This is a genomic window from Shewanella sp. M-Br (genome assembly GCF_036245925.1).
Taxonomy (GTDB): domain Bacteria; phylum Pseudomonadota; class Gammaproteobacteria; order Enterobacterales; family Shewanellaceae; genus Shewanella; species Shewanella oncorhynchi.
Window position 1 is genome coordinate 190,642 of sequence record NZ_BJBV01000006.1, and the last position, 21,261, is coordinate 211,902.

13 protein-coding genes, 1 other RNA gene and 2 pseudogenes are annotated in these 21,261 nt (G+C 41.8%); 9 read left to right on the forward strand and 7 right to left on the reverse strand.

Annotated features, from left to right (window positions below):
* Window positions 1-164: 164 nt before the first annotated feature.
* Window positions 165-1,260: pseudogene (locus tag AAA952_RS06995) on the reverse strand (ISAs1 family transposase).
* A 117-nt stretch (window positions 1,261-1,377) separates the two neighbouring features.
* Here AAA952_RS06995 and AAA952_RS07000 point away from each other — a divergent pair.
* Window positions 1,378-1,671: pseudogene (locus tag AAA952_RS07000) on the forward strand (IS5/IS1182 family transposase); the annotation flags it as partial.
* Between the two features lie 135 nt (window positions 1,672-1,806).
* On the opposite strand, the gene AAA952_RS07005 reads toward AAA952_RS07000, so the two are convergent.
* From AAA952_RS07005 to AAA952_RS07020, 4 genes are all read right to left on the reverse strand, one after another.
* Window positions 1,807-4,623 carry a TonB-dependent receptor domain-containing protein gene (locus tag AAA952_RS07005; protein WP_338255569.1) on the reverse strand — a complete coding sequence of 939 codons (2,817 nt, stop codon included), beginning with the start codon at window positions 4,621-4,623 and terminating at the stop codon, window positions 1,807-1,809.
* A gap of 835 nt (window positions 4,624-5,458) precedes the next feature.
* The gene (locus AAA952_RS07010; RefSeq protein ID WP_263235529.1) at window positions 5,459-8,095 is read right to left on the reverse strand and encodes a TonB-dependent receptor; all 2,637 of its coding nucleotides are present in this window, start codon (window positions 8,093-8,095) and stop codon (window positions 5,459-5,461) included.
* A 270-nt stretch (window positions 8,096-8,365) separates the two neighbouring features.
* Window positions 8,366-9,577: a porin gene (locus AAA952_RS07015; RefSeq protein WP_028760445.1), complete on the reverse strand. Its 1,212-nt coding sequence runs from the start codon at window positions 9,575-9,577 to the stop codon at window positions 8,366-8,368.
* A 222-nt stretch (window positions 9,578-9,799) separates the two neighbouring features.
* Window positions 9,800-12,247 carry a DNA polymerase II gene (locus AAA952_RS07020; RefSeq protein ID WP_338255573.1) on the reverse strand — a complete coding sequence of 816 codons (2,448 nt, stop codon included), beginning with the start codon at window positions 12,245-12,247 and terminating at the stop codon, window positions 9,800-9,802.
* 137 nt (window positions 12,248-12,384) lie between these two features.
* Between AAA952_RS07020 and dinG the strand changes: the two genes are divergently transcribed.
* The 6 genes from dinG to AAA952_RS07050 are packed head-to-tail and all read left to right on the forward strand — an operon-like array spanning window position 12,385 to window position 17,863.
* Window positions 12,385-14,457 (forward strand): ATP-dependent DNA helicase DinG, encoded by a 2,073-nt coding sequence (gene dinG / locus AAA952_RS07025; protein WP_263199201.1) that lies wholly within the window; start codon window positions 12,385-12,387, stop codon window positions 14,455-14,457.
* A 9-nt stretch (window positions 14,458-14,466) separates the two neighbouring features.
* Window positions 14,467-15,240 (forward strand): sulfite exporter TauE/SafE family protein, encoded by a 774-nt coding sequence (locus AAA952_RS07030; protein WP_338255576.1) that lies wholly within the window; start codon window positions 14,467-14,469, stop codon window positions 15,238-15,240.
* The gene (locus AAA952_RS07035; protein WP_249195591.1) at window positions 15,231-15,899 is read left to right on the forward strand and encodes a primosomal replication protein; all 669 of its coding nucleotides are present in this window, start codon (window positions 15,231-15,233) and stop codon (window positions 15,897-15,899) included. Before AAA952_RS07030 ends, AAA952_RS07035 begins: the two co-directional genes overlap by 10 nt.
* A gap of 9 nt (window positions 15,900-15,908) precedes the next feature.
* On the forward strand, window positions 15,909-16,598 hold the full coding sequence (locus AAA952_RS07040) for a DUF2057 domain-containing protein (RefSeq protein ID WP_131524308.1): 690 nt from the start codon (window positions 15,909-15,911) through the stop codon (window positions 16,596-16,598).
* Window positions 16,599-16,627: 29 nt separating this feature from the next.
* A complete protein-coding gene (locus AAA952_RS07045; RefSeq protein WP_338255579.1) occupies window positions 16,628-17,539 on the forward strand; it encodes a histone deacetylase family protein in 912 nt (303 codons plus the stop codon).
* 33 nt (window positions 17,540-17,572) lie between these two features.
* Complete coding sequence (locus AAA952_RS07050; RefSeq protein ID WP_028760452.1) at window positions 17,573-17,863, forward strand: late competence development ComFB family protein; 291 nt, start codon at window positions 17,573-17,575, stop codon at window positions 17,861-17,863.
* Window positions 17,864-18,083: 220 nt separating this feature from the next.
* On the opposite strand, the gene ffs is transcribed toward AAA952_RS07050, so the two are convergent.
* Window positions 18,084-18,178, reverse strand: an RNA gene (ffs, locus tag AAA952_RS07055) — signal recognition particle sRNA small type.
* Window positions 18,179-18,452: 274 nt separating this feature from the next.
* Between ffs and AAA952_RS07060 the strand changes: the two genes are divergently transcribed.
* Both AAA952_RS07060 and AAA952_RS07065 read left to right on the forward strand, forming a co-directional pair.
* Window positions 18,453-18,881: a hypothetical protein gene (locus AAA952_RS07060; protein WP_338255583.1), complete on the forward strand. Its 429-nt coding sequence runs from the start codon at window positions 18,453-18,455 to the stop codon at window positions 18,879-18,881.
* 426 nt (window positions 18,882-19,307) lie between these two features.
* Window positions 19,308-20,486: a HEPN/Toprim-associated domain-containing protein gene (locus tag AAA952_RS07065; protein ID WP_338255585.1), complete on the forward strand. Its 1,179-nt coding sequence runs from the start codon at window positions 19,308-19,310 to the stop codon at window positions 20,484-20,486.
* Window positions 20,487-20,648: 162 nt separating this feature from the next.
* Here the strand turns inward: AAA952_RS07065 and AAA952_RS07070 are convergent, their stop codons facing one another.
* Window positions 20,649-21,245: a recombinase family protein gene (locus AAA952_RS07070; protein WP_338255587.1), complete on the reverse strand. Its 597-nt coding sequence runs from the start codon at window positions 21,243-21,245 to the stop codon at window positions 20,649-20,651.
* Window positions 21,246-21,261 lie beyond the last annotated feature (16 nt).

Genomic DNA, 21,261 nt, shown 5'->3' on the forward strand with positions numbered 1-21,261 from the left:
ACTGAACTGATGCAACCACACAGAACAATCAGAGCCTAGATAAAAGTCGAAGCTGTAATTAAACTTATAGCAGTCGATAGCGGAGAATTACCGATTTATGTCGAATTATCAGAAAGCCAGAGACACAATATTACTATCGCAGCCAACCTCATTGCAGGGGCTGATTACACTTTTTGACCAGCACCAAAAATAATCTCCTCAGTGAAGTCATCACTCCAGCATGCCCTATTAAACTTCTGATTCTGACTCGTTTTTGCGGGATGTAATTTCACTAAATTTAATGCCCAACGCCTTAAAATTGCTAAGATACTGGCCCCGTCTTCATCATACATCTTCTGCTTATCTTCTTGAAATAGCGTATCTAAAAGCCAGTGTTGATTGTTTTCTGTTTGCCAGTGCAGTGCGCTCTAATCGCTGTACCAAATTCTGTGGACGTTAGCTCTGCACTACTCACATAAAAATGGGTATCAATGCTGATGGTATTGCCCACCTTACGATGCCGTTCAACGGCGATTAATGTGTGCAGTTGAGCCCATTTCGCCTTTAATTCTACTGATAAATTCAATGGGCATTGAAAAATGAACCGTTTTTCAACTCGACCATGGCCTTTATCGTCTTGTGTAAAACATTCAGCATCTGGATTCTTCTCAATATAATCTGCAAATTGTGCTTGCACTGCCTCATGTAACGTTGGCTGGTTACCTTTCACTTGCAGAATACAATCACCACCTTCTTTTACTATATAATCAAGTGTTTTAGTCTGACAGTAGAGCGCATCAAATGTCAGTAATTCTGATTTCAAATCAAGGCAAGTTAGCCGCTCCTGAACCAGTTTCAACTCACTCTTTTTACTCACGCCTGATTTTGCGTTAAACACTAAGCCGGGGCCAGTATCATAAGCAGTGACCAAATGTAAGGTTGCGCTTGAAGCTGATGCTTTGGCACCTTTAAGCACTTTCCCAACAATCGCAATGGGGGATGTCGATGTTCATTGACCCAACTCATGAGTGCATCAAGAAGAGATTGCTTAGATATGCCTCTGAAAATTCGCCCAATACTTTGCTGACAGGGAATACCATTTATGAAAGGGCGATGTTGGCGTAGCCACGTCAGTTTCAATGTACCGAACTCATGGCAATCAGCCCAACTTTGCGGGCCTGAGATAACCGCACTCAGAATAAGAAAACAGATATCAATGACATCATGTTCTAGATTTATATGGGAACGGCAATCAGTAATGTTTTCGAAATGTTTAAGCATATTAGGTGTTGAGACAAAGAAAAAGAGGGCTATTTGATCACACTAACGAGATCAATCAAGTTATTTTTATCTCTTTGTTTATAAAGGGGACGTATGAAAATCGATCGAGCATGATCAGCCCCTGGCCTCATTGAGCACTTAAAGCAGGTTGATACTGTGACTGTTGATAAAGGTTATGGAAGTGATACTTTTCGTGAATTCTCCGCAAATAAAGGTGGGAAATCAGTTATCTCAAAGCGCAACGATAACAACACACCTCAAGTGAAGATTGATTAGTGTTTATATCGACATTTGGTGGAGAATAATTTTGAAAAATTAAACACTGCCGAGCAATATAAAAAATTAGCGAAGAATTACGCCAATATGGTTTCACTGGCATTTACGTTAATGTGGTTACCATGTATAGCCTGAGTAATACTTGTACAACAAAAACAATAAGCCCTAATCTAAGCAGCATATTTACATGACTTTACTTACTAATAAAAAAACCGGATCAACATTGATCCGGTTCCATTCTGTAATAGTCTAATTACCGATAGTCAGTCATTAAAACTTGGCAGTAACACCAGCATAGAAATAACGTCCTGTTACATCATAAGCCTCTGACGCAGTATTGATACCTGTTGAGCCAGAATTAGAGCCTTGAGGCAATAATGGAGGTTGTTTATCAAATAAATTACGGACACCTACCATTGCTTCCCACCCATTCGCAAATGTATAACTAGCATTTACATCATGGTATATAACCGCATCAATCTCGTTAAATGTAGTTAATGAAGCACCATCTGTAAAATTACCATTACTTTCATCTACTGAGTCAACAACTGCATCCCAGTAACGCATACGCCATGCAAAGCTCATCTCATCAAGAGCATAGGATAAATTCAAGTTAGCTCTATGTTCTGGATGCGTAACATCACCGACATAATCAATGGCCTCACCAGATAGAATGCCTGTAACAACATATTCATTAGTGTAGTTCCAAACTAGTTGAGCTTTAAAACTACCAGGCCCTAAATCAGTCGTATAATTAAATTCAGCATCAATACCTGAAGTATCAATGTTATTTTCGTTAGATGTACCTGAATGAACTTCAATCAAAGCACCTTTAAAATCACGTACAGCAGCTCCATTACAATTTTGTGAGAACTGACTTGCATCAACATCAAAACAGCGGTTCAACACTGTCGTGCGACTTGTTGTAGAAATTGCATCCTTCACAGATATATCATAGTAATCTAACGTAAATGCCAAATCATCAACGATTTGCCAAATAATACCTGCACTCCAAGTATCAGCAGTTTCCGCTTTGACATCAGGGTTACCACCTTGTGTACCACCAGTGGCCTGACGCTCTGCTTGAGTTAACTTAAAGACTCCATCAGCAGCGATTCGATCACTTACAGATTGGATTGCACGACAATTAGCCGCCGCATTTCCAGCAGTTGTTGCAGTCACACCATCACAAGGATCGGCTACAGTAGCAAAAGTTTCACCACGTCCTCCGTATAAATCAGAAATATTTGGAGTACGTATAGCTGTGGCAGCAGAAGCCCTCACCTTAAACGAATCAAATGGCGTATACTCTAGACCAGCATTCCAAGTCCAATCACCACCAGTAACAGAATGATCAGCAAAACGCGCTGCTAAATCAAATTCCAGGTTTTCAAGAACAGGAAGAATTGCTTCAACATAAACGTCTTTTGAGTATAATTTTCCATCGGTAGGATCTGATTGGTTAGTACTTGACGCACCTGTTTGAGCTAAATCCCCAGGACTGTAAACGCCGCGTTCTTCACGATATTCCAAGCCCATGGCAACACCAATATCTCCCCCCGGTAATGCAACAGGTAAAGCTCCTGTTACGCTACTTCCTAGAACAAACTGCTCTGCCTGACCAGCTGCTTTTGCAGGAGATTCAATATACTTAACAGCCTCATCAGATACAGTACCCGCACCAAATAAATCTAATGGAACGCAACCTTGTAAACGTGCTAGTTCATTAGCACATACTAAGTTGCCATTGGCATCTTTAATCACATCCAACGCAAGTGCTGCTCGCTCTTTATTTACCTGACCACCGTTATCTTGTAACTGGTCAGTTCTCCCCCAGGTCATGTACGTTTGGGATGCCCATGCATCATTTATTGCCCAATCGACACCTGTAGCAATACGAATCGTATTTCTTTCTAAATCTGTAGAGCGAGGACCAAATTCAACCAATCGACGAGTAAACGTTGTCTGATTTAAATTTGTAATTCCGTCAGCAACAAGAGCATTACGTAAGGCATCAGGAATCAATGGAGAATTAATGTCCATTCCACCTTTACCATTACGATTTTTCAACCATACATCGTTTACGACATCTAAAGGTGTTGGTTCAATAGTGGAATCTATCGTTTTAGTCGTATTCCAGTTAAGTTCAGTAAACATAGATACGTTATCTGCTAGCTCCATATTCAAGCCAGCCGCTGCATATTTACGCTCAAGTGGAGTAACTAACTGCCGATATTCTGCTCTGTTAAAACTACCTGTTGCACCTGAATATAAAGTACCATCACCATTATACTTACCAATTTTGCCTTGTGGGGCGAAAGAGGAATTCAATGGACCAGCATATTCATTACCATTCTCATCAAGAAAAACTGCCAAGTCCTGTTTAGAAAAATCACGGTCAGTTGCTTTAATACCTTCATCATCATCATAACCCAACGAAACCCAAGCATTACCACCTGACCAAGTTTTACCGGATGTAAGGCTAACAGTCTTAGTATTACGATCACTCTCTCCAGAAATACCTGTTTGAGCATTTACTTCTACACCATCAAAATCTTTACGAGTAATGATGTTAACTACACCAGCTACAGCATCAGAACCATAAATAGCAGAAGATGCACTTTTTAAAATTTCGATACGTTCAATCATCGAAGTCGGAATTGCGTTTAAATCTACTGCATAACCACTTGATGGATCAACACCAGAAACAAATCTGCGACCATTGACAAGAACTAAAGTTCTTGAGTCTCCTAAATTACGTAATGAAGTTGTATTGAGACCAACTGTAGATGTAGTGAAGGCACTATTTGATTGATCTGAACCAGCAATTGTTACTGGTGATGAGTTCAAAATATCCGCAACGTTAATTGCGCCTGTTTGAGCAATATCTTCTCTTGATAAAACTGTAATTGGTACTGTTGTTTCCATATCAGTACGTTTGATACGAGAACCAGTAACTTCAATACGCTCGACTTTTGCACCATCTTCTTCCGCAGCAAATACGCCGAATGTACTTAAGGTTGTTGCTGTCACACCGCTAATCAATGCGAAACGCACTGATTTAGCTAATAAATTATTATTATGCATTGCCTATCTCCCTTGACATACTATGTCTTTATTATTTTTCATCGACATCTCACTGACGACTTTTCCTCTAAGCTCGACACCAAAAAATCACACGCCGACACATAGATGAACCAATAAAATCACATTTAAAACACTTAATCAACAATTGAAGCAGAAATAACACAGCAATCGCCGTTTGTGAATAGTTTAAAACTGATGATTAGCCATAAGCTTTATCTAGTGCCAAATTGAATAAAACCATAAGACAATGAAATTTAAGCATTTATTTTAAGGTGATGGAGAGTTAACCATTATAAAATTGAAAAACAACTCAAACACAAATACTTGCAAAAAAATTAACACTTAAAACCACTTTTAAGTATAAGTGCTCAAAAAACCTGACATTTTATGGCTAAATTTTGTTCGGCAAAAAATGGGGAGATCATTACAACATAGGAATAATTTTCAACAAACAACCTCAGTTCTGCTTAAACATGCACTTTTAACCAAAGTGATTTTAATACTGACATTTGACTGGATTTGACTTGTCCTTGATTGCCAATAAGAACAATGACCAAAGATGTCTGTGATAGTTTACATGTGCGGGCAGAACTGACGAGTTCTGAAAATTTGTCGAACAAATACAATAACAAAATTTGAATTACCTTCCATTTGAGAAGTACTCGTTATTTAAGGTGACCAAATTATTGAAATAAATGACTTAATCTAAATGACCATTACGCTATATACCAGTTAGTTTTCCATTTTCTTCATTCTGATGATAAAAAACCCCAAGTTGCCTCAGGGTTTTTATAATTAAAGCTGGAACAAAATAATGACTCCCGCTAACGAGGATTTAGAACTTCATACTCGCACGAACGAAGAAATAACGACCTAACATTTCATAAGTATATGGATCTGTGTTTGAGTCATTATTACCTGTGTAATAGGGAGGCTCTTTATCAAACAGGTTATTGATACCACCTGATAGACGAATGTTTTGAGTTAAATCATAAGATCCTGATAGATCATGGTATATAACACTCCCAACTGTTGGTGCATAACAACTAGATTCTTTGCCTTTACAAGCAAATGAGTCCATCCCATCAATATAACGAGCTTCGTAAGTAAAGCTCCAGTCATCTGCACTAGCAGTGATGTTCATATTACTCTTGAATTTTGCATAGGCTCCCGTACCGCCGGTAATGTAACCACGATAATCCACAGCAACACCATCAGGATCGAATTCTTCATATTCGGTCAGAATTGATGTATCCCAACCTGCTTTCCAATCCAATCCTAGAGCTGAAAATGCATAAGCAACATTAAGGTCATAACCCGCAGTGTTCGTCGCACCGATATTTTGTAGGCCATTGTCAAACTTAATACGACCACTGTTATCAATCTGAATATTAGAAGATTGACACAATACAGTATCAGTATTGATCTTATTACCTGCAGCATCTAAACATTGGTTAGCAATATAATTGTTGTCAACAGAAGTTATAGTGTTTGTTAATTCAATATCGTAGTAATCAACAGTCATAGACAGACCATCTACGAAGCTTGGTGAATAAACTAAACCTATCGTTGTAATGTCGGCTTCTTCTGGAGTTAATAACCCATTACCGCCAACAGTGACTTCTGCTTGGTCTTGTTCTGTTGCAGGATGAACAATTTGTTCGAAGGATGGTGACTTACCACCATATAACTCATCAACAGTTGGAGCACGGAATGCAGTAGACAACCCCCCACGGAACATAAGGTCATCATATACTCGCCAAGTTAAGCCTAGTTTCCATGTAGTGTCATCACCAAACGTGCTGTAATCAAAATAACGCATTGCAGCACTCAGATCGAGTTGTTCCACTAGTGGTAACCCACTTAACAATGGGATAGCCAATTCAGCATAAATTTCATTAACGCTAAAATCACCACCGGTAGGTTCTACCCGAGGATCATTAGCTAACCCCTGTGCTGTTAATGAATCTGGTGTAAACTTTGCTGCTTCTTTACGATTCTCGTATCCAGCAGCAAAGCCCATCATACCCGCTGGTAGCTCAACAATATCACCCGATAAGGTTGCGGCAATAATATCTAACTCACTTCCACCACTATTTACTTCGGTATAGATGAATGGAGTGATGCTCTCACCTTCCCATGAAGACTGTAAAAAAGGATCAAATTCCCCCTTTAAAACTGCTGCATTAATTGAACCTAAATTATGTAGATTTGCCAGAGTATCGACAGAGTCGTTGCGACCTTTATTATAAGAGGCATCCCAACTCCAGCCATTATCAAATTCACCTTCTACGCCTAAAACAATACGAATAGTGTCTACAACTTGACTAAAGTCACGGGTACCGGACTCAACCATGCGACGACCATAAGAGAGTTCTTCTCCAGGCTTAACCCATGGCAGCAGGTCATCGGTCATCCAACCACCAGCTGAAATAGGATTATAAACCCATGCATCGCTGTTCCAAATTGGTTGAGGAGCCATTTGTTGATTTGACCAACGCTTTGAATACATAGCCTCAGTAAAGAAACGAGTTGTATCTGTCAACTCATAGGTTCCAGCAGCCGTGAGATTCAAGCGTTCCATTGGCGTCGATAGATAACTATCTTTCGCATAGTTATATGCATCATTTGCAGTAACATAATCATGGTAAGTACCACCTCTACCACTTAGATCTGCAGTATCGCCCCAAATATGACCACCTTGAGAATAACCACTACCACCGCAAAACAAGCTAATTTTACCACTTGCATCAGGCTTAGTTTCTGTTACAGGGCAATCAGAAAAATCACGGTCAGCTTGGCTTGCCTCGCCACGCTTTGTATACTGTGCGCCTATAACGACATTGCCTTTATCAAAGGTGTTACCCAAAGTCATATCAATCGTAGACTCGTCAGCATCACCTTCTCCAGAAATGCCGGTTTGGGCGTTGACTTCAAAACCTTCAAAGTCTCTTTTCAAAATTACGTTAACCACACCAGCAATAGCATCTGTACCATAAACCGCAGAAGCACCATCTTTAAGTACTTCAACTCTTTGGATCATAGAAACTGGAATCGTATTAAGGTCAACAGTAGAAGCAGCTCCTGTACCAGAAGCAATCATTCGACGACCATTAACCAAAACTAGAGTACGGTTAGTGCCTAATCCTCTGAGGTTTATGCGAGAATTACCACCAGAACCATTATTTATGCCAGCGTTAGTCATAGCACCGCCAGCCGAAGTCATTTTCTGCAAAACATCATCAATCGATATTGCACCAGAGGAAATAATGGCTGAAGCATCAATCACGCTAACAGGACTAGCAGTTTCCATATCTGCGCGTTTAATTCGCGAACCAGTTACAGCTATACGCTCAACTTTTGCTCCATCTTTATCATCTGCAAATGTAAAAGGTACATTTAATACCGTAGCAGTCACACCGCTAATCAGTGCAAAGCGCACAGATTTTGCTATCAAGTTTTTTTTATGCATTGTCAATCTCCCGGGAAAATCATGTTTTTATTATAATTTGCTTATTTAATAAGCAGTTTTAAACAAGGGCACCTTAAACATTCCGAAGTGCTGCGGAAGCATAAAATCATATGAGAGACATTTAATCAACAAAAAGATAACTAAATACAAACAAAAAATACACAATGTTTTTTTTATTACTAATTGACTTATCGTTAAAAACAAAAAGCCAGTCATTGCTGACTGGCTTTTTGTTAAAACAGTGGTTTCTACTATATAGAAACTGGAAACTTAAAGTGTGTAACGGATACCAATGGCAACGCCGTCAGATTCAGAAAGCGCCATTCTAGCTTCTTGTTCTTTATCTGCACTGGTAAAATCGCTGTAATCTTTACGTGCTTCTACGTAAAGCACTGTGTTTGGGTCCCATACAAAGTGCAAACCAACCACGACAAACTGACGTTTGAACTCATCGTTAGGATCGGCATTAAAGTTAGGTTGAATGACATAGTCTTTACCGGCATCAAGCACGTTGTAAGAAATGAATGGGCGTAATCCATTGTCAAACTTGTAAGAAACTAAACTTTCAATACCATAGGCGTCTTTAATCAAACGACCAATATTGTCTGTGTCATGATTTTCTTGTCTGTTAACGTTTGCAGCAGCGTATAAGCCATTGCTATCGAAGTTACCCCAAGTGATACCCGCACCGTAGATAAGATCAACCGCAGTGGTTTGTTCGCCATTACCAAAACTCACATCAAACTCACCGCGGTTAACACCCGCAGTTAAGGTCAGCATATCAGTGGCTTTATAGGTCAGCGCGCCACCATAAGTATAATTGTATTCTACTTGTTGAGCTGCTTTATCACCGCTTTCCCAGTTCGCTTGACACTGAGCTTGTGAAATATCATCCGTTGTATCACAGGTATAGAAGCTGCTGTTTTTCAACTGTGCTTGAACTGCAAAGCTTACATCGCCAAATGCATTGCGATATTGAACTGTTTTATCACCACGACCAACACCGTTTACCGCGCCATCATCTTTATTATAAGTGTAAACACCTGCAGTGTTACCGTCCCACACAAAACCATAGTTAGTGTTGTAAACGACATCGTACCAAGCGCCCCACTGCTTACCAATAGTCAGTGTTCCATAAGTGTCATGGGACAGACCAGCGTAACCTAAACGGTTATAAAAGAACTCTTCTTGAACAGATTCGAAGCGATTGTTATAGACGATGTCGCTACTACCAACAGGATTCACACCCCATTCCAATTTAGCAAATGCTTTCCAACCGTCAGTCAACTCACGATTAAAACCAAAATTAATGCGAGATGCGCCGTTAACAACCTCTGTTTCCCCTTGAGTGTTGATCACGCGTGCATCAATAAAACCACCGATTTCTACGGCATTTTTATTATCTTTATAGATCTCGATAGCTGAGACTGATGGAACTAAAAAAATTGCTGCAAGCGCAGTTGCTACTAACGTCTTGTTCATTTGGTGCTTAACCTTTTTTGTTTATGTTCTGTCAACGTCATTCCGTTGTTATATTTCCTTACAATTTCCTCTTAAAGGGTAGCAAACTTTCAATATTCCCTCAAAGCTAAACCTAAAGAATATGTCGATTAACATCACAAAAACAAACCAGTTAACCTCTACAAAACAGGTTAAAACGCTACATTCGCCACCCTGCGCAACACATAAAGAACATTAAAAACACTATATTAACAGCAACTGCTTTGACGCAATATCCATGTAGTTTAGTTTCATTATCGAAAAAACAGGCTCGGCAATAGGGCCAATTTGCTTATCAATGTAGTATTGGTAATCAATTGGTGACGTTCTGTACAGTAAGGATTCCGGTCCATTTACAGTAATCAGATAATCAATCTGCGCCCCACGCTTGCCAAAAGAGGCATCTCCTGTTAAGTCGCATAATTGTTGAGCGACTTTAACATGGGGAGAAGATTTAGCCGTGTAATCTTCAATATTGCGTCGCATACGTTTGCGAAATACCAAATCATCATCCAACTCACCATTAAGCAGCTTTTCAAACACACTGGCTAAATAAACACTGATATCCCTTTGGTTAAACATCCGTTCATAGAGTGACTCTTGAACTTTGCGCGCTAAAGGGCTCCAATCACTGCGCACTTGCTCCATACCTTTAAAAGTAAGCTCAAGTTCATCGCTCGCATTACGCCACGCGCCAACATAACGTTTTTTACTGCCTTCTAACGACCCTCTTAAGGTCGGCATAAAAAACTGCTCATAGTGGCGCTCAAACTGTAACTCGAGAAAACTCTCAACTTGATGATCTTCACCGATCTTAGCCTGCCACTTAGCATTAATTTCCCGCGCCAGAGTGTTACCTAAGGCGTTAATGTCTGAGAGATCAGGCTCGCTGCCAAGCCAGACAAAGGTCGAATCCGTATCGCCGTAAATCACTTGATAGCCCATCTCTTCTATCCATGTGCGGGTTTGTTTCATGATTTGATGGCCACGCATAGTGATCGAACTTGCTAACTTTGCATCATGGAAAACACAACCTTGAGAACCTAAAACCCCATACAACGAGTTCATGATAATTTTTATCGCTTGGGATAAAGGCGCATTGTGCTCACGTTTGGCCTTTTCGCGCTGCTCAGATAATGTTTGGATAAGCTTAGGTAAAATGGGCTGTTGCCGACTGAAACGCCCACCGAGAAATCCCGCAACACAGTCAGACTCTGGCAATTGCAAACCTTCAATTAATCCCTTAGGGTCGATCAAAAAGGTACGAATAATGGAGGGATATAGACTTTTAAAATCGAACACTAAAATATGCTTATAAAGTCCCGGTACAGAATCCATCACATAGCCACCGGGGCTTTCGATCCCATCACTCGCAGGAGCATCGGGAGCGACGTAACCTGCTCGATGTAGATGCGGTAAATACAAATGATTAAATGCCGCCACCGAAGCCCCAACCCGCCCCAACTCTAAACCTGTTAGTTCAGCTCGCGCGAGGGCGAACTCCCATAATTGAGTGTGAGTAAAAATATCCCACACCAGACGGCTGTCAGTAAGATTGTAATGCGCTAATGCTTGTTTGTGGGCCTTAAACAGCTGATCAATTTCTTCAACGCGATTATCCACGTTATGAATGGCCTTGCCTTCACCTAATAATTTCCGCGAAACAAATTCCAACGAAAACCGCTCAAAATGATAGAAAGCGGCTTTAAGCCAATCGATACCATCGAGTACCACACGGCCCGGTAAAACTAAGGTTTCTGGCCGAAATTTATTATCGACTTTCCACTCAAGCTTTGCCCCTCCGCGGCCAATGGTGAGCGGAATACGGTGTAATAATGCCCGGCGTGACAAGAGTGCGAGGTCAAAACTCACCACTGACCAACCTATGACAAAGTCAGGATCAAACTCATGGAACCACGCGATTAATCGATGAATGAGTGCAGCCTCATCGGCCACCCATTCAATATATTCGGGAGAGTTTGATTCAGCCTCACCCACCATAATCACTTTTTCATAAGTCTGCTTGAGACTGTCTTGCTCTTCGTCTAGGCCACTGTATTGACCATATAGTGCAACCGAATAGAGTAAACCCTCAAAGCTACATTCAAAATCCAGTGAGATACAGCGCAAATGTACAGCCGTTAAAGGGGCAATACTCTTAGCCCGCTCGGCGATAAACACAGGCAGCGAATTAGCCTCAAAACTGTCGCTAGTCGGCGCGTGTATGTTACTCGTCGCAGAGAAATGCCCTAAAAATGCCACATCCAGCGCCACAAACCGCTCGATTAAATAACGCTGTTCAGGGCGAATGTCGGCTTCAAATAAAGGGATGTCGGCATCTTTAGCGATGCGCTGTAAGGTACGTAAGCTGTTGCTCGATTTAGCATAAACACCACTAACCGCGCCGCCTTTAAAGCTTTTGAGTGCTAACGGTACAAACCGCAATGCTTGACCCGGCGTTTGCAACTGCAAAGCCGTGACATCAGTTTGATGACAAAAACAAATGTGTTCAGTGCCTTGCACTTCCACCTGCACAGGGCCTTGGGCGGTAGCCAGATAATACTGCAACACTAAACTCCCATGACGATGAATCGCATGGCGTGTTAAGACTCGACCTTGTACACTAACGGCCGCGGTAGCCTCTGACTTCATCGCATGGGTTCCCAAATCGCGTAGCTAGTCAATTTAGATGGTTCCTCAATTTAAATGCCGCCAAATGGCAGAAAAGTTTCTTAGGCTATGCAATCACTGTTATTATGTACAGCATTAATTCGATAAAGTAGTGACGCATGTTACCTGACAATGTAAAAACCCAGATCCGCGCCATCTATAAAGATATCGCTACTGCCTTGCCTAATTTTAGGCCGCGTCGCGAACAAAACTATATGGTGGCGGAAATCTCTAAGACCCTCGCCGGCGACTATGATAAAGATAGGCGCATCATTGTGGTCGAAGCAGGCACTGGGATCGGTAAATCATTGTCTTACATCCTCGGTACCATTCCACTGGCATTAGCGAGCAAGAAAAAAGTCTGTATCGCCACCGCGACCGTTGCCTTACAAGAACAATTACTGCATAAAGACTTGCCCTTCTTCCTTGAGCAATCCGGCTTAAATTTCCGCTTTGGCCTAGTAAAAGGTCGACAACGTTATGTGTGTCTATCGAAACTGGCGATGCTCATCGGTGACGACAACAGTACACAAATGGCCATGTGGCAAACTAAACCTGACAATAGCCAAGTGGCTATGATGCATGGCCTGTTAAAAGACTATAACGAAGGTCGCTGGAACGGCGAAATCGATACCTTAGCCGTGCCGCTGCCCGATCACCTGTGGCAACAAATCGCCTGCGACAAACACAGCTGTCATCGTCAAGTGGCCAGCCACAGAAATTGCCCGTTTCATAAAGCCCGTGAAGATGTCGATACCTGGGATGTACTCATCGCCAACCACAGCTTGTTATTCGCCGATTTAGAGCTAGGTGGCGGCGTGATTTTGCCCGATCCCGAAGACGTGTTTTATGTTATCGATGAGGCACATCACTTACCGATTGTGGCGCGGGATTTCTCCAGTGCTCAAGCCACGCTGAGGGGCGCATGCGACTGGCTCGAAAAAATTGGCAAAACCTGCGCTAAGTTGCAAAACCAAATAAAGAGCAACAACATTATTGCTCCTGCGCAGGCGATGCAGGATCACTTAGGCGATCTTATCGCCCAGCTCAATCAAGTGGCCCACTATTGCGATACCCAGACCAAACACTTTGCCAATCCTGAAAACCGTCTGCGTTTTGAGCACGGCAAACTACCAGAGTCATTACTCATTCTGGCCGAAAACCTTGCAGTGACCTCTAATCTTGCCCTCAAGCAGTTTAATAAAATGCTGTCACTGCTGGCAGAGGCGATTAAAGATGGCGACATTCCTAAACATCAATCCGAAGCACTATTAGCCGAAACTGGATTTATGCTGCAAAGGCTCGAGAATCTACAAAAATTGTGGAAGATGATGGCCAAGGAAGATAAACATAAAGGTGCACCTATGGCGCGCTGGGTTGAGCTCATCACAGGTAAACAAGTGGATTATCTGTTTAGCGCCTCACCTATCGAAGTCGGCTTTATGCTGGAATCCATGCTGTGGCAAAAGGCCGCAGGCGTAGTCTTATGTAGCGCCACGCTGCGCGCACTCAATAACTTCGACCATTTCGTACATCAGGTGGGGTTATCACTCAACGATGGCAGTCGTTATTTAGCCTTACAATCGCCCTTCGATTACCCCAATAATGCGACTCTTTATTTACCCAAAATGCGCACTGAGCCGACGGATGATGCCTATACGGCTGAACTTGCCGAACAAATCATCACCCTTATTGAAGGCGAAATGGCAACCTTAGTGCTATTCGCCTCCTACTGGCAGATGGAAAAAGTGGTTGAATTACTTGAAGGTAAACTCACCACTGAACTACTTATTCAAGGCAATGCGCCACGGCAACAATTATTAGAAAATCATAAAGCTAAATGCGATAAGGGCGAACCAAGCATCTTGTTTGGCACCGGCAGTTTTTCTGAAGGTCTCGACTTGCCCGGCGATTATCTGACTAACTTGATCGTCACTAAACTGCCCTTTGCCGTACCAACCTCGCCCGTTGAGCAAGCGCATGCAGAATATGTCAAAGTCAAAGGCGGTAATCCCTTCTTACAACTAACGATTCCAGATGCTTCACGTAAGCTTATTCAAAGTTGTGGTAGATTACTGCGTAAAGAGCAAGATTATGGCCGAGTGACCATTTTAGATAGGCGGTTAGTTACTAAACGCTATGGCAAGTCCTTACTGGACGCCTTACCGCCCTTTAGACGTGTTATAGAGTAGGATTAAAATTTGGAGTTGTTACTCGAGCCCAGTCATTGGGCCCTGTTGGCAGTCATAGGTCTTATCGCTGGATTCATTGATGCCGTCGTGGGTGGCGGTGGCCTATTGTCAATCCCCGCACTGTTAACCTTAGGCATTGCGCCGCATACCGTATTAGGCACCAATAAGTTAGCCGCAAGCTTTGGCTCTTTTATGGCGGCTTGGACCTATTATCGCAAGCACCTCTTTAAACCCTCGTTTTGGTACATGGCTTTTATCGCCACCTTTATCGGCGCGGTATTGGGCAGTTTCTTAGTCTATTTAGTCGATACTCAATGGCTCGAAAAGGTCCTACCCTTGCTGATCATTGGCATCGCCATTTACAGTTTAGTCAGCCCCAATGCGATGTCAGACGTTAACTGCCAAGCACCAACCAGCAAGCCGCCAGCCAAGCAACAATGGCTACAGGGACTGGCTTTAGGCACTTATGATGGTTTTGCAGGCCCAGGCATTGGTGCATTTTGGACCGTCACATCAGGCTCTTTGTATAAACTGCCTTTACTGCACAGTTGTGGCCTTGCCCGTGCGATGACTTTTACCAGCAACTTGACCGCATTGACTATCTTTGGCTGGCTTGGGCAGGTAGAGTGGCAAATAGGTTTGTGGATGGGATTGTGCATGATGTTAGGCTCATTTATCGGCGCCCGCTGTGCGATTAAATTTGGCATACCCTTTATCCGCCCACTGTTTATTTTGATCGTGCTAATGATTGCAGCGAATTTGGCATGGAGCGCATGGTTGTGAACACCCAACAATTAATGGTGATGCTGAAGAATCAGCTTAAAGCCTTAGAACAAGAAGTGCTGCAACACGATAATCGACTCGCGCCGCCGCAGCGTAAACTCCTGCAAGAAACGGAGCGTTTTAATCACTCGCTGTTTGTCCAACACGGCGCCCAACTCAGCCCCTGTATTGAACAAATTCGTAGCAGTATTATGCAGCTCGAAAAACAAATTAAGCTCAAACTCGCCCCCCAGACCATTGCCCTGAGCTGTGAGCGGATCCAAGATAGATTCACCGCAGTCAAACGGGCCTTGCTGACCACTTCTATCGACATTAAGTCTAAAACTCAGCAGCGTGCCAGTAGTCGTGCCCGTTTTGCACAACGCCAGAATCAGTCTCACCAAGCCAGTGGTTTCGATTGGATCGCCAATAACGTGATGCAAAATAGTCATGAGATCTACGAAGAATTGAACAAACATCTGAATTGGGCGAAAAAATTTGAACAAAAAATTGAAGAAATGGAATCAAAACTTGAAAACTGTCATAGTGCTGACAAAATAAAATTGCAAAATGACATCCTTTTGATGCATCGTCGTCTAGGAAAATGCAGGCAAGCTATTAGTTATATAGAAGATCGCATTCAAATATTCGAACGCCCGTATCAGAGTAATAACCGTTAAGGAGTAACAATGAAATCACTTTTGCCAATTAGCAGCCTGCTAGTATTACTCGGATCTGCCTCAGCCTTCGCTGCAGATCTGAACATTCCTATGTCATTTGAGTACCTTGCTCTTGATGGTAAAAAAGTCGAGTCGAGCGTATTCAACCATAAAAGCAGCTTAGAATTGGCCCCCGGCACTCACAAAATCGCCATTCGTTATCATGAAATGGTAGAGGATGATTTTAGTGACAGCCAAACCTTTGTTAAGTCAGCACCTTTCATCGTTACTTTAGATGTTGATGGCGACCATCAATATTATCTGCAAGCGGCCGAAGGTGAAGTCGTTAAAAAGCCTAAAGTTTACGCGCAAAACCCACAAATCAAATTAACCCGTAGTGACAAAGGCAACGTCAATTACCAAGTGGTGAATACCAATTTAGAAGAAGAAAGCTTCGTCTCTCGCCTTTTCAGTGGTAATCAAGCCGTTGACGTATCCGGTACTGCTGCAGCAGCAACCGGTGCCGCTGGAGCAGTAGTAGCCGTTGCACCAGCACCCGTGACAACATCGGCGACCGTTAACGCAACATCACTCACAGCCCCCGTAGACACCTCTAAAGCAGCAGGAGCCAACCCACAACAAATGTTGCAATACTGGTGGCTACAAGCGGATGAAAAAACCCGTAAAGAATTTATGAGCTGGGCAATTTCACAGCTATAACAACTTGCGATAACGAGGTTTAGTCAATATTGACTCTGATCCCACTGGTTTATCACGCCAGCTATTCCAAGCTGGCGCTTCCTCCCCATCACAGATTTCCCACCACTAAATACGCACATTTACGGCAGTACTTACTCGATAACCACATTGCCACGACTGCACAGTTCCACACGCCGACGGCCATGACTGCAGAAGATGTAATGCAAGTGCATCAACGCGAATATGTAGAGCAATTTATCGCGGGTACCTTGCCAACAGCGGCGCTTAGACGGATTGGTTTCCCATGGAGTGAAGCCTTAGTTGAGCGTACCTTGCATTCTGTGGCTGGCACCACACTCACAGCTTCATTAGCCATAAATCAGGGTATTGCCCTGCATCTCACGGGGGGCTACCATCACGCCCATTACGATTTTGGCAGCGGCTATTGTATTTTCAACGACCTTATCCTCGCGGCCAGAAATGCCATCGCGAGCCAGCAACAAGTACACAAGGTACTGATTTTTGATTGCGATGTGCATCAAGGTGACGGCAGTGCAACCCTCAGCCACCAACATCAAGGGATCATCAGTTGCTCGATTCACTGCAAAGAGAATTTCCCGAGTCGTAAGCAGCATTCCCACTATGATATTGAGCTAACCAAAGGCAGCGATGACAATCTGTACCTCGAAACAGTGGAGCAGACACTCGCCCTCCTTATCCGAATCCATCAACCAGATCTGATTCTTTATGATGCTGGGGTCGATATTCATCAAAATGACGATCTTGGCTTGCTCAATATCAGCCAAGAAGGACTGTTCAGACGGGATTTAACTGTGTTATCAATGGCAAAATCGGAAAATATTCCAATTGCAGCCGTGATAGGCGGCGGCTACAGCAGAGACGCACTACAATTAAGCCAAAGACACAGCCAACTTTTTATTGCGGCAAATCATTTGTGGTAGCAAACTCAATGAAAACCGTCATGGAGCATAACAATGCAACTCGAAATCCGTAATTACTACGAAGTTCTTTTAATGGAAATATTGTCAGATGAAGGACTTATGGACGAACTTCCTGAGGACTATCTCGCCGACTTATGTTGCGTGACCTTAAATCAACTGCCAGTGCGCTACATACGCCACCTCGTCGATACTTACTTCTTTGAAGACTATAACGAGCTACAGGAATTAAAGCGTGAGATCCAAACCGCACTCGAAAAGTCCCGCGCTTTTCTTAAACAAAATCTGCAAAAAAGATTACAGGAAGAAGCCGAAGCCAATCGTTGATTTAGTTAAAGGTTACTGTTGAGAGTATTTTTAGCCGTTGTAGTGGCAAGAACAGAAGCAGGCAATGGATTATCTCATTGTGCAGAAATATTAACGCTATAAATGATTAACAGCAGAAAACGGAAATAGTCTGCAAACTAAAATATTGAATAACATAAATTGAGTAGATATAGAGAAGTACAACGGAATAAACAGAGGGAAAGTTGAATTGGAGGTTCCCCTAGAGCCGACACCCCGGCACACGAGTCGCTTGCTGCGGTTGCTCCCTTCCGGGCCTGGCCGAGTTCACAAGTTATCATTGCGGGGGGACATAAGGTAAGTAACCATTCACATGCTTAAAGATGCCTAAGTGGGTTAAATTGTTTAATGACCTACTATTTGTACCACCAAAAGCGATTTGGTCAAGTGTTTATAACCTCAAAAACATAATCCCCTTCAAAATTCAACGACTCAGAACAATTTTCAAAACAGCAATGTGCTTTACCATATGGTATCTCTTGATGATTTTTGATACGTTGATGTGAAATTGTTAATTCGTGATGTACTAGAAGGATAAAACTCGTACACAAGCACAATACAGAGGATGTATATGGCTCGAAGATCTACTAAAGCAGAAGGAAAATTAGTTGCTCTTGCAATGATAATCGGCATTCCAGTTGTTGTGATTTCAAAAATATTTGAGACCACAGGCTGGCAAATTCCAGTTTTCGTAATAGTTGGCGTAATTATCCTAATGGTTTTACACAGCAGCAGTAAGAAAAAAGCCCGCCTTGCATTTCTAAGAGAAAAGTATGGTGATGAGTCAATCGTTCAGAAAATTTTCGACGGGTACTTTTGGGAAGGTCAAACAGTTGAGCAGCTTTTAGACTCTTTAGGTAGTCCAGAAGCCGTAGACAATAAGCGACTTAAAACTAAAGTTAAAGAAGTTTGGAAATACAATCATCAAGGTGCAAATCGCTATTCGTTAAGAATTACTGTAGAAAATGGTTATGTTGTAGGCTGGGATCAGAAAGCCTAACTTACCGTTTTGACGATTTTAGTGTAGATAACTGGCATTCCAACGTTCGTTTTGAAAGTACGTAAAAGAACGTTGGGATTACCTACTTAGGGAAAATATGATTGCTTTCTTCATTGGTGTAATCGTCCTTATAGGAATAATCGGTATAAGTTTTTCTAACAAGGGCGATTTAGACCGTTATCAGCAATTGAAGAACAAGCGTCGCTTTAGTGGCAAACGCTTAACACCTTCTGAGCAACAAGAGATAGACAAACTATCACGTAAGTATTGGTGGTGGTAACTTAGGCTAGCTTAAATTGCTTTTGTCCCAGAGCTTATTTTTTAAACTGGATATTTCATTACGCTAACTATCGTTTTAGTAAAATTTTATATGTAGATGATGAAATCTGAGTTCATGTCTTCTGAAAGAAAAGAGGTTGAGGATTTATGTCTACATGGGTAGGAATTGAGTTAGGTGGATTTACCATAGAAGAGTGGCAAAACACTTATCATAAGTGGGTTTTCTCTGAGTTGGATAGAGTTCGAGAAATTAGTGAAAACGAGACGTTTATTGGTTACCGTTTGAGTGCTGATAAACTAAAGCGGAGATTGGAGCTAAAAGGGGTCAATAGAGAGTCGGTAGAACTTGAATTTAAAGAGCTAAAAGCCCGTTGGATTAAAGATATTCAGGAGGATGTTGCTTCATTTAATGAACATGAGAATAGTTGTTATCTAGAATATGTGAAATACCTCAATGGTCTTCAAAATTGCTCTTTGGATAGCTGGATAAAACTGATACCAATTGCGAAGAATCAGACAAGCAACTCTCAGGACAACACCAAACTGGTATTAAGTGAAGCCGAACAAAATCTTTTAGAATTTATGTTATCGAACTACGATGAGTACCCTGATTACACATGTGGTGGATTTCATTTTCCTTGTTTGTCATCTGAAAGCTATGCATGGGTCATTCTTGAACTAACTGATCCTAATGTAGTTTGTGAATTGAATGTCTTTCCTCTTATAGATAGTGGCTGGATAGATGATTTTGGTGATATTGCAGAATCACAAGCTGGATACACTAAGTTCTTTGAATCTGCAAAACTGGAGATAGAAGCCATCATAGTTCTTTGTAACTCTGATGTAAAAAATCCAGTTCTCCAGCGGCTTTCGTTTAGTGCCCTTATCACTATAATGGAAACCTATCTGTCGGATATAGCTAAAAGGCAAGTGCTTAATAAACAATCTATTAAAAGAAGATTTGTAGAAAGATTTAAACCGTTTTACACAAGTCAAAAAAACATCTGTGTATCTAAAATATTTCAAACACTTGAGCAACTTGACTCCTCAATCCTTGATCACATCAATACCCTTTCTTTTCATAATATTGAGACCATCAATACTTTCTATTCGAATGTGCTGCTAATTGATCTGCCCAAAGATATACAGGGAGAATTAGCGAAATGTGTCCAAATTCGCCACGATATAGTTCACAGAACGGGAAAAACAATCAAAGGGGAGATAGTTGAAATATCAAACCAAACTGTCAAAAAACAAGCTGAACTAGTTTTAGTTATATTAAAATCCGTAGATAGCCAGATTGTTGATGGACTCTTGGAAAACTAAGGGATTATACGTATATACCAATCGTTCTTAATTTAAGTGGCATCATATACTTAGACTAAAAAACCAAGCGACAACAACATTTTTAGTTATCTCAAATTTCTTTGATGGTGTTAAGTCTCGATTTATCCATAAGCCAGAGATACACCACAATTCCCATTGATTTCATTCAGCTTGTTTTAACTCACGACTAACTTGCTGGACTAGATACGGTGAGCACCCGATAACTTGCTGAATACTTGAATAGGTATCACCAGCTAGTAACAGTTTTTTGATTGCCTCACGCTTGGTATTGTCTTTACTGCGTCCTTTATACTTCCCCTGTGATTTTGCTTTCTCGATACCCTGTGCTGCACGGACACGCCTAGTCTCATAATCATCACGCGCCTGTGATGCACTCAGGTCGAGTATAAAGGCGGTAAGGATACGTGAGGTAAAGCTATCATCAACTAATTCACTAAAAGCACTGTGTGTCATTGGCTGATCCATCACAACAACGATCAGCCCTTTGTCCCTTAACTTTGCTTTTAGAGATTCCCATTGCTCATAAGGTAAACGTGTAAGCCTATCCAATTTTTCAACAAAAAGGATATCACCCGATTCACTATCATTTATCAATCGGCTTAATTCAGGTCTATCTAATTTAGTACCTGATATGTTTTCAGTATACCAACCAGCAACTGCAACATCTCTTAACTTTAGGAAATCCTTAATTGATTGCTTTGCACGGTCAGCATCTTGATCGTCTGTGCTCGCTCGCATGTAAACTCGTATCATT

Bases quoted from the DNA above. Each gene is read 5' to 3' on its own strand.
- AAA952_RS07065 (WP_338255585.1), top strand. From the start codon at position 19,308: ATGTCTACATGGGTAGGAATTGAGTTAGGTGGATTTACCATAGAAGAG.
- AAA952_RS07050 (WP_028760452.1), top strand. From the start codon at position 17,573: ATGCAACTCGAAATCCGTAATTACTACGAAGTTCTTTTAATGGAAATA.
- AAA952_RS07060 (WP_338255583.1), top strand. From the start codon at position 18,453: ATGGCTCGAAGATCTACTAAAGCAGAAGGAAAATTAGTTGCTCTTGCA.
- AAA952_RS07035 (WP_249195591.1), top strand. From the start codon at position 15,231: ATGGTTGTGAACACCCAACAATTAATGGTGATGCTGAAGAATCAGCTT.
- AAA952_RS07040 (WP_131524308.1), top strand. From the start codon at position 15,909: ATGAAATCACTTTTGCCAATTAGCAGCCTGCTAGTATTACTCGGATCT.
- AAA952_RS07005 (WP_338255569.1), bottom strand. From the start codon at position 4,623: ATGCATAATAATAATTTATTAGCTAAATCAGTGCGTTTCGCATTGATT.
- AAA952_RS07010 (WP_263235529.1), bottom strand. From the start codon at position 8,095: ATGCATAAAAAAAACTTGATAGCAAAATCTGTGCGCTTTGCACTGATT.
- dinG (WP_263199201.1), top strand. From the start codon at position 12,385: ATGTTACCTGACAATGTAAAAACCCAGATCCGCGCCATCTATAAAGAT.
- AAA952_RS07070 (WP_338255587.1), bottom strand. From the start codon at position 21,245: ATGCGAGCGAGCACAGACGATCAAGATGCTGACCGTGCAAAGCAATCA.
- AAA952_RS07015 (WP_028760445.1), bottom strand. From the start codon at position 9,577: ATGAACAAGACGTTAGTAGCAACTGCGCTTGCAGCAATTTTTTTAGTT.
- AAA952_RS07020 (WP_338255573.1), bottom strand. From the start codon at position 12,247: ATGAAGTCAGAGGCTACCGCGGCCGTTAGTGTACAAGGTCGAGTCTTA.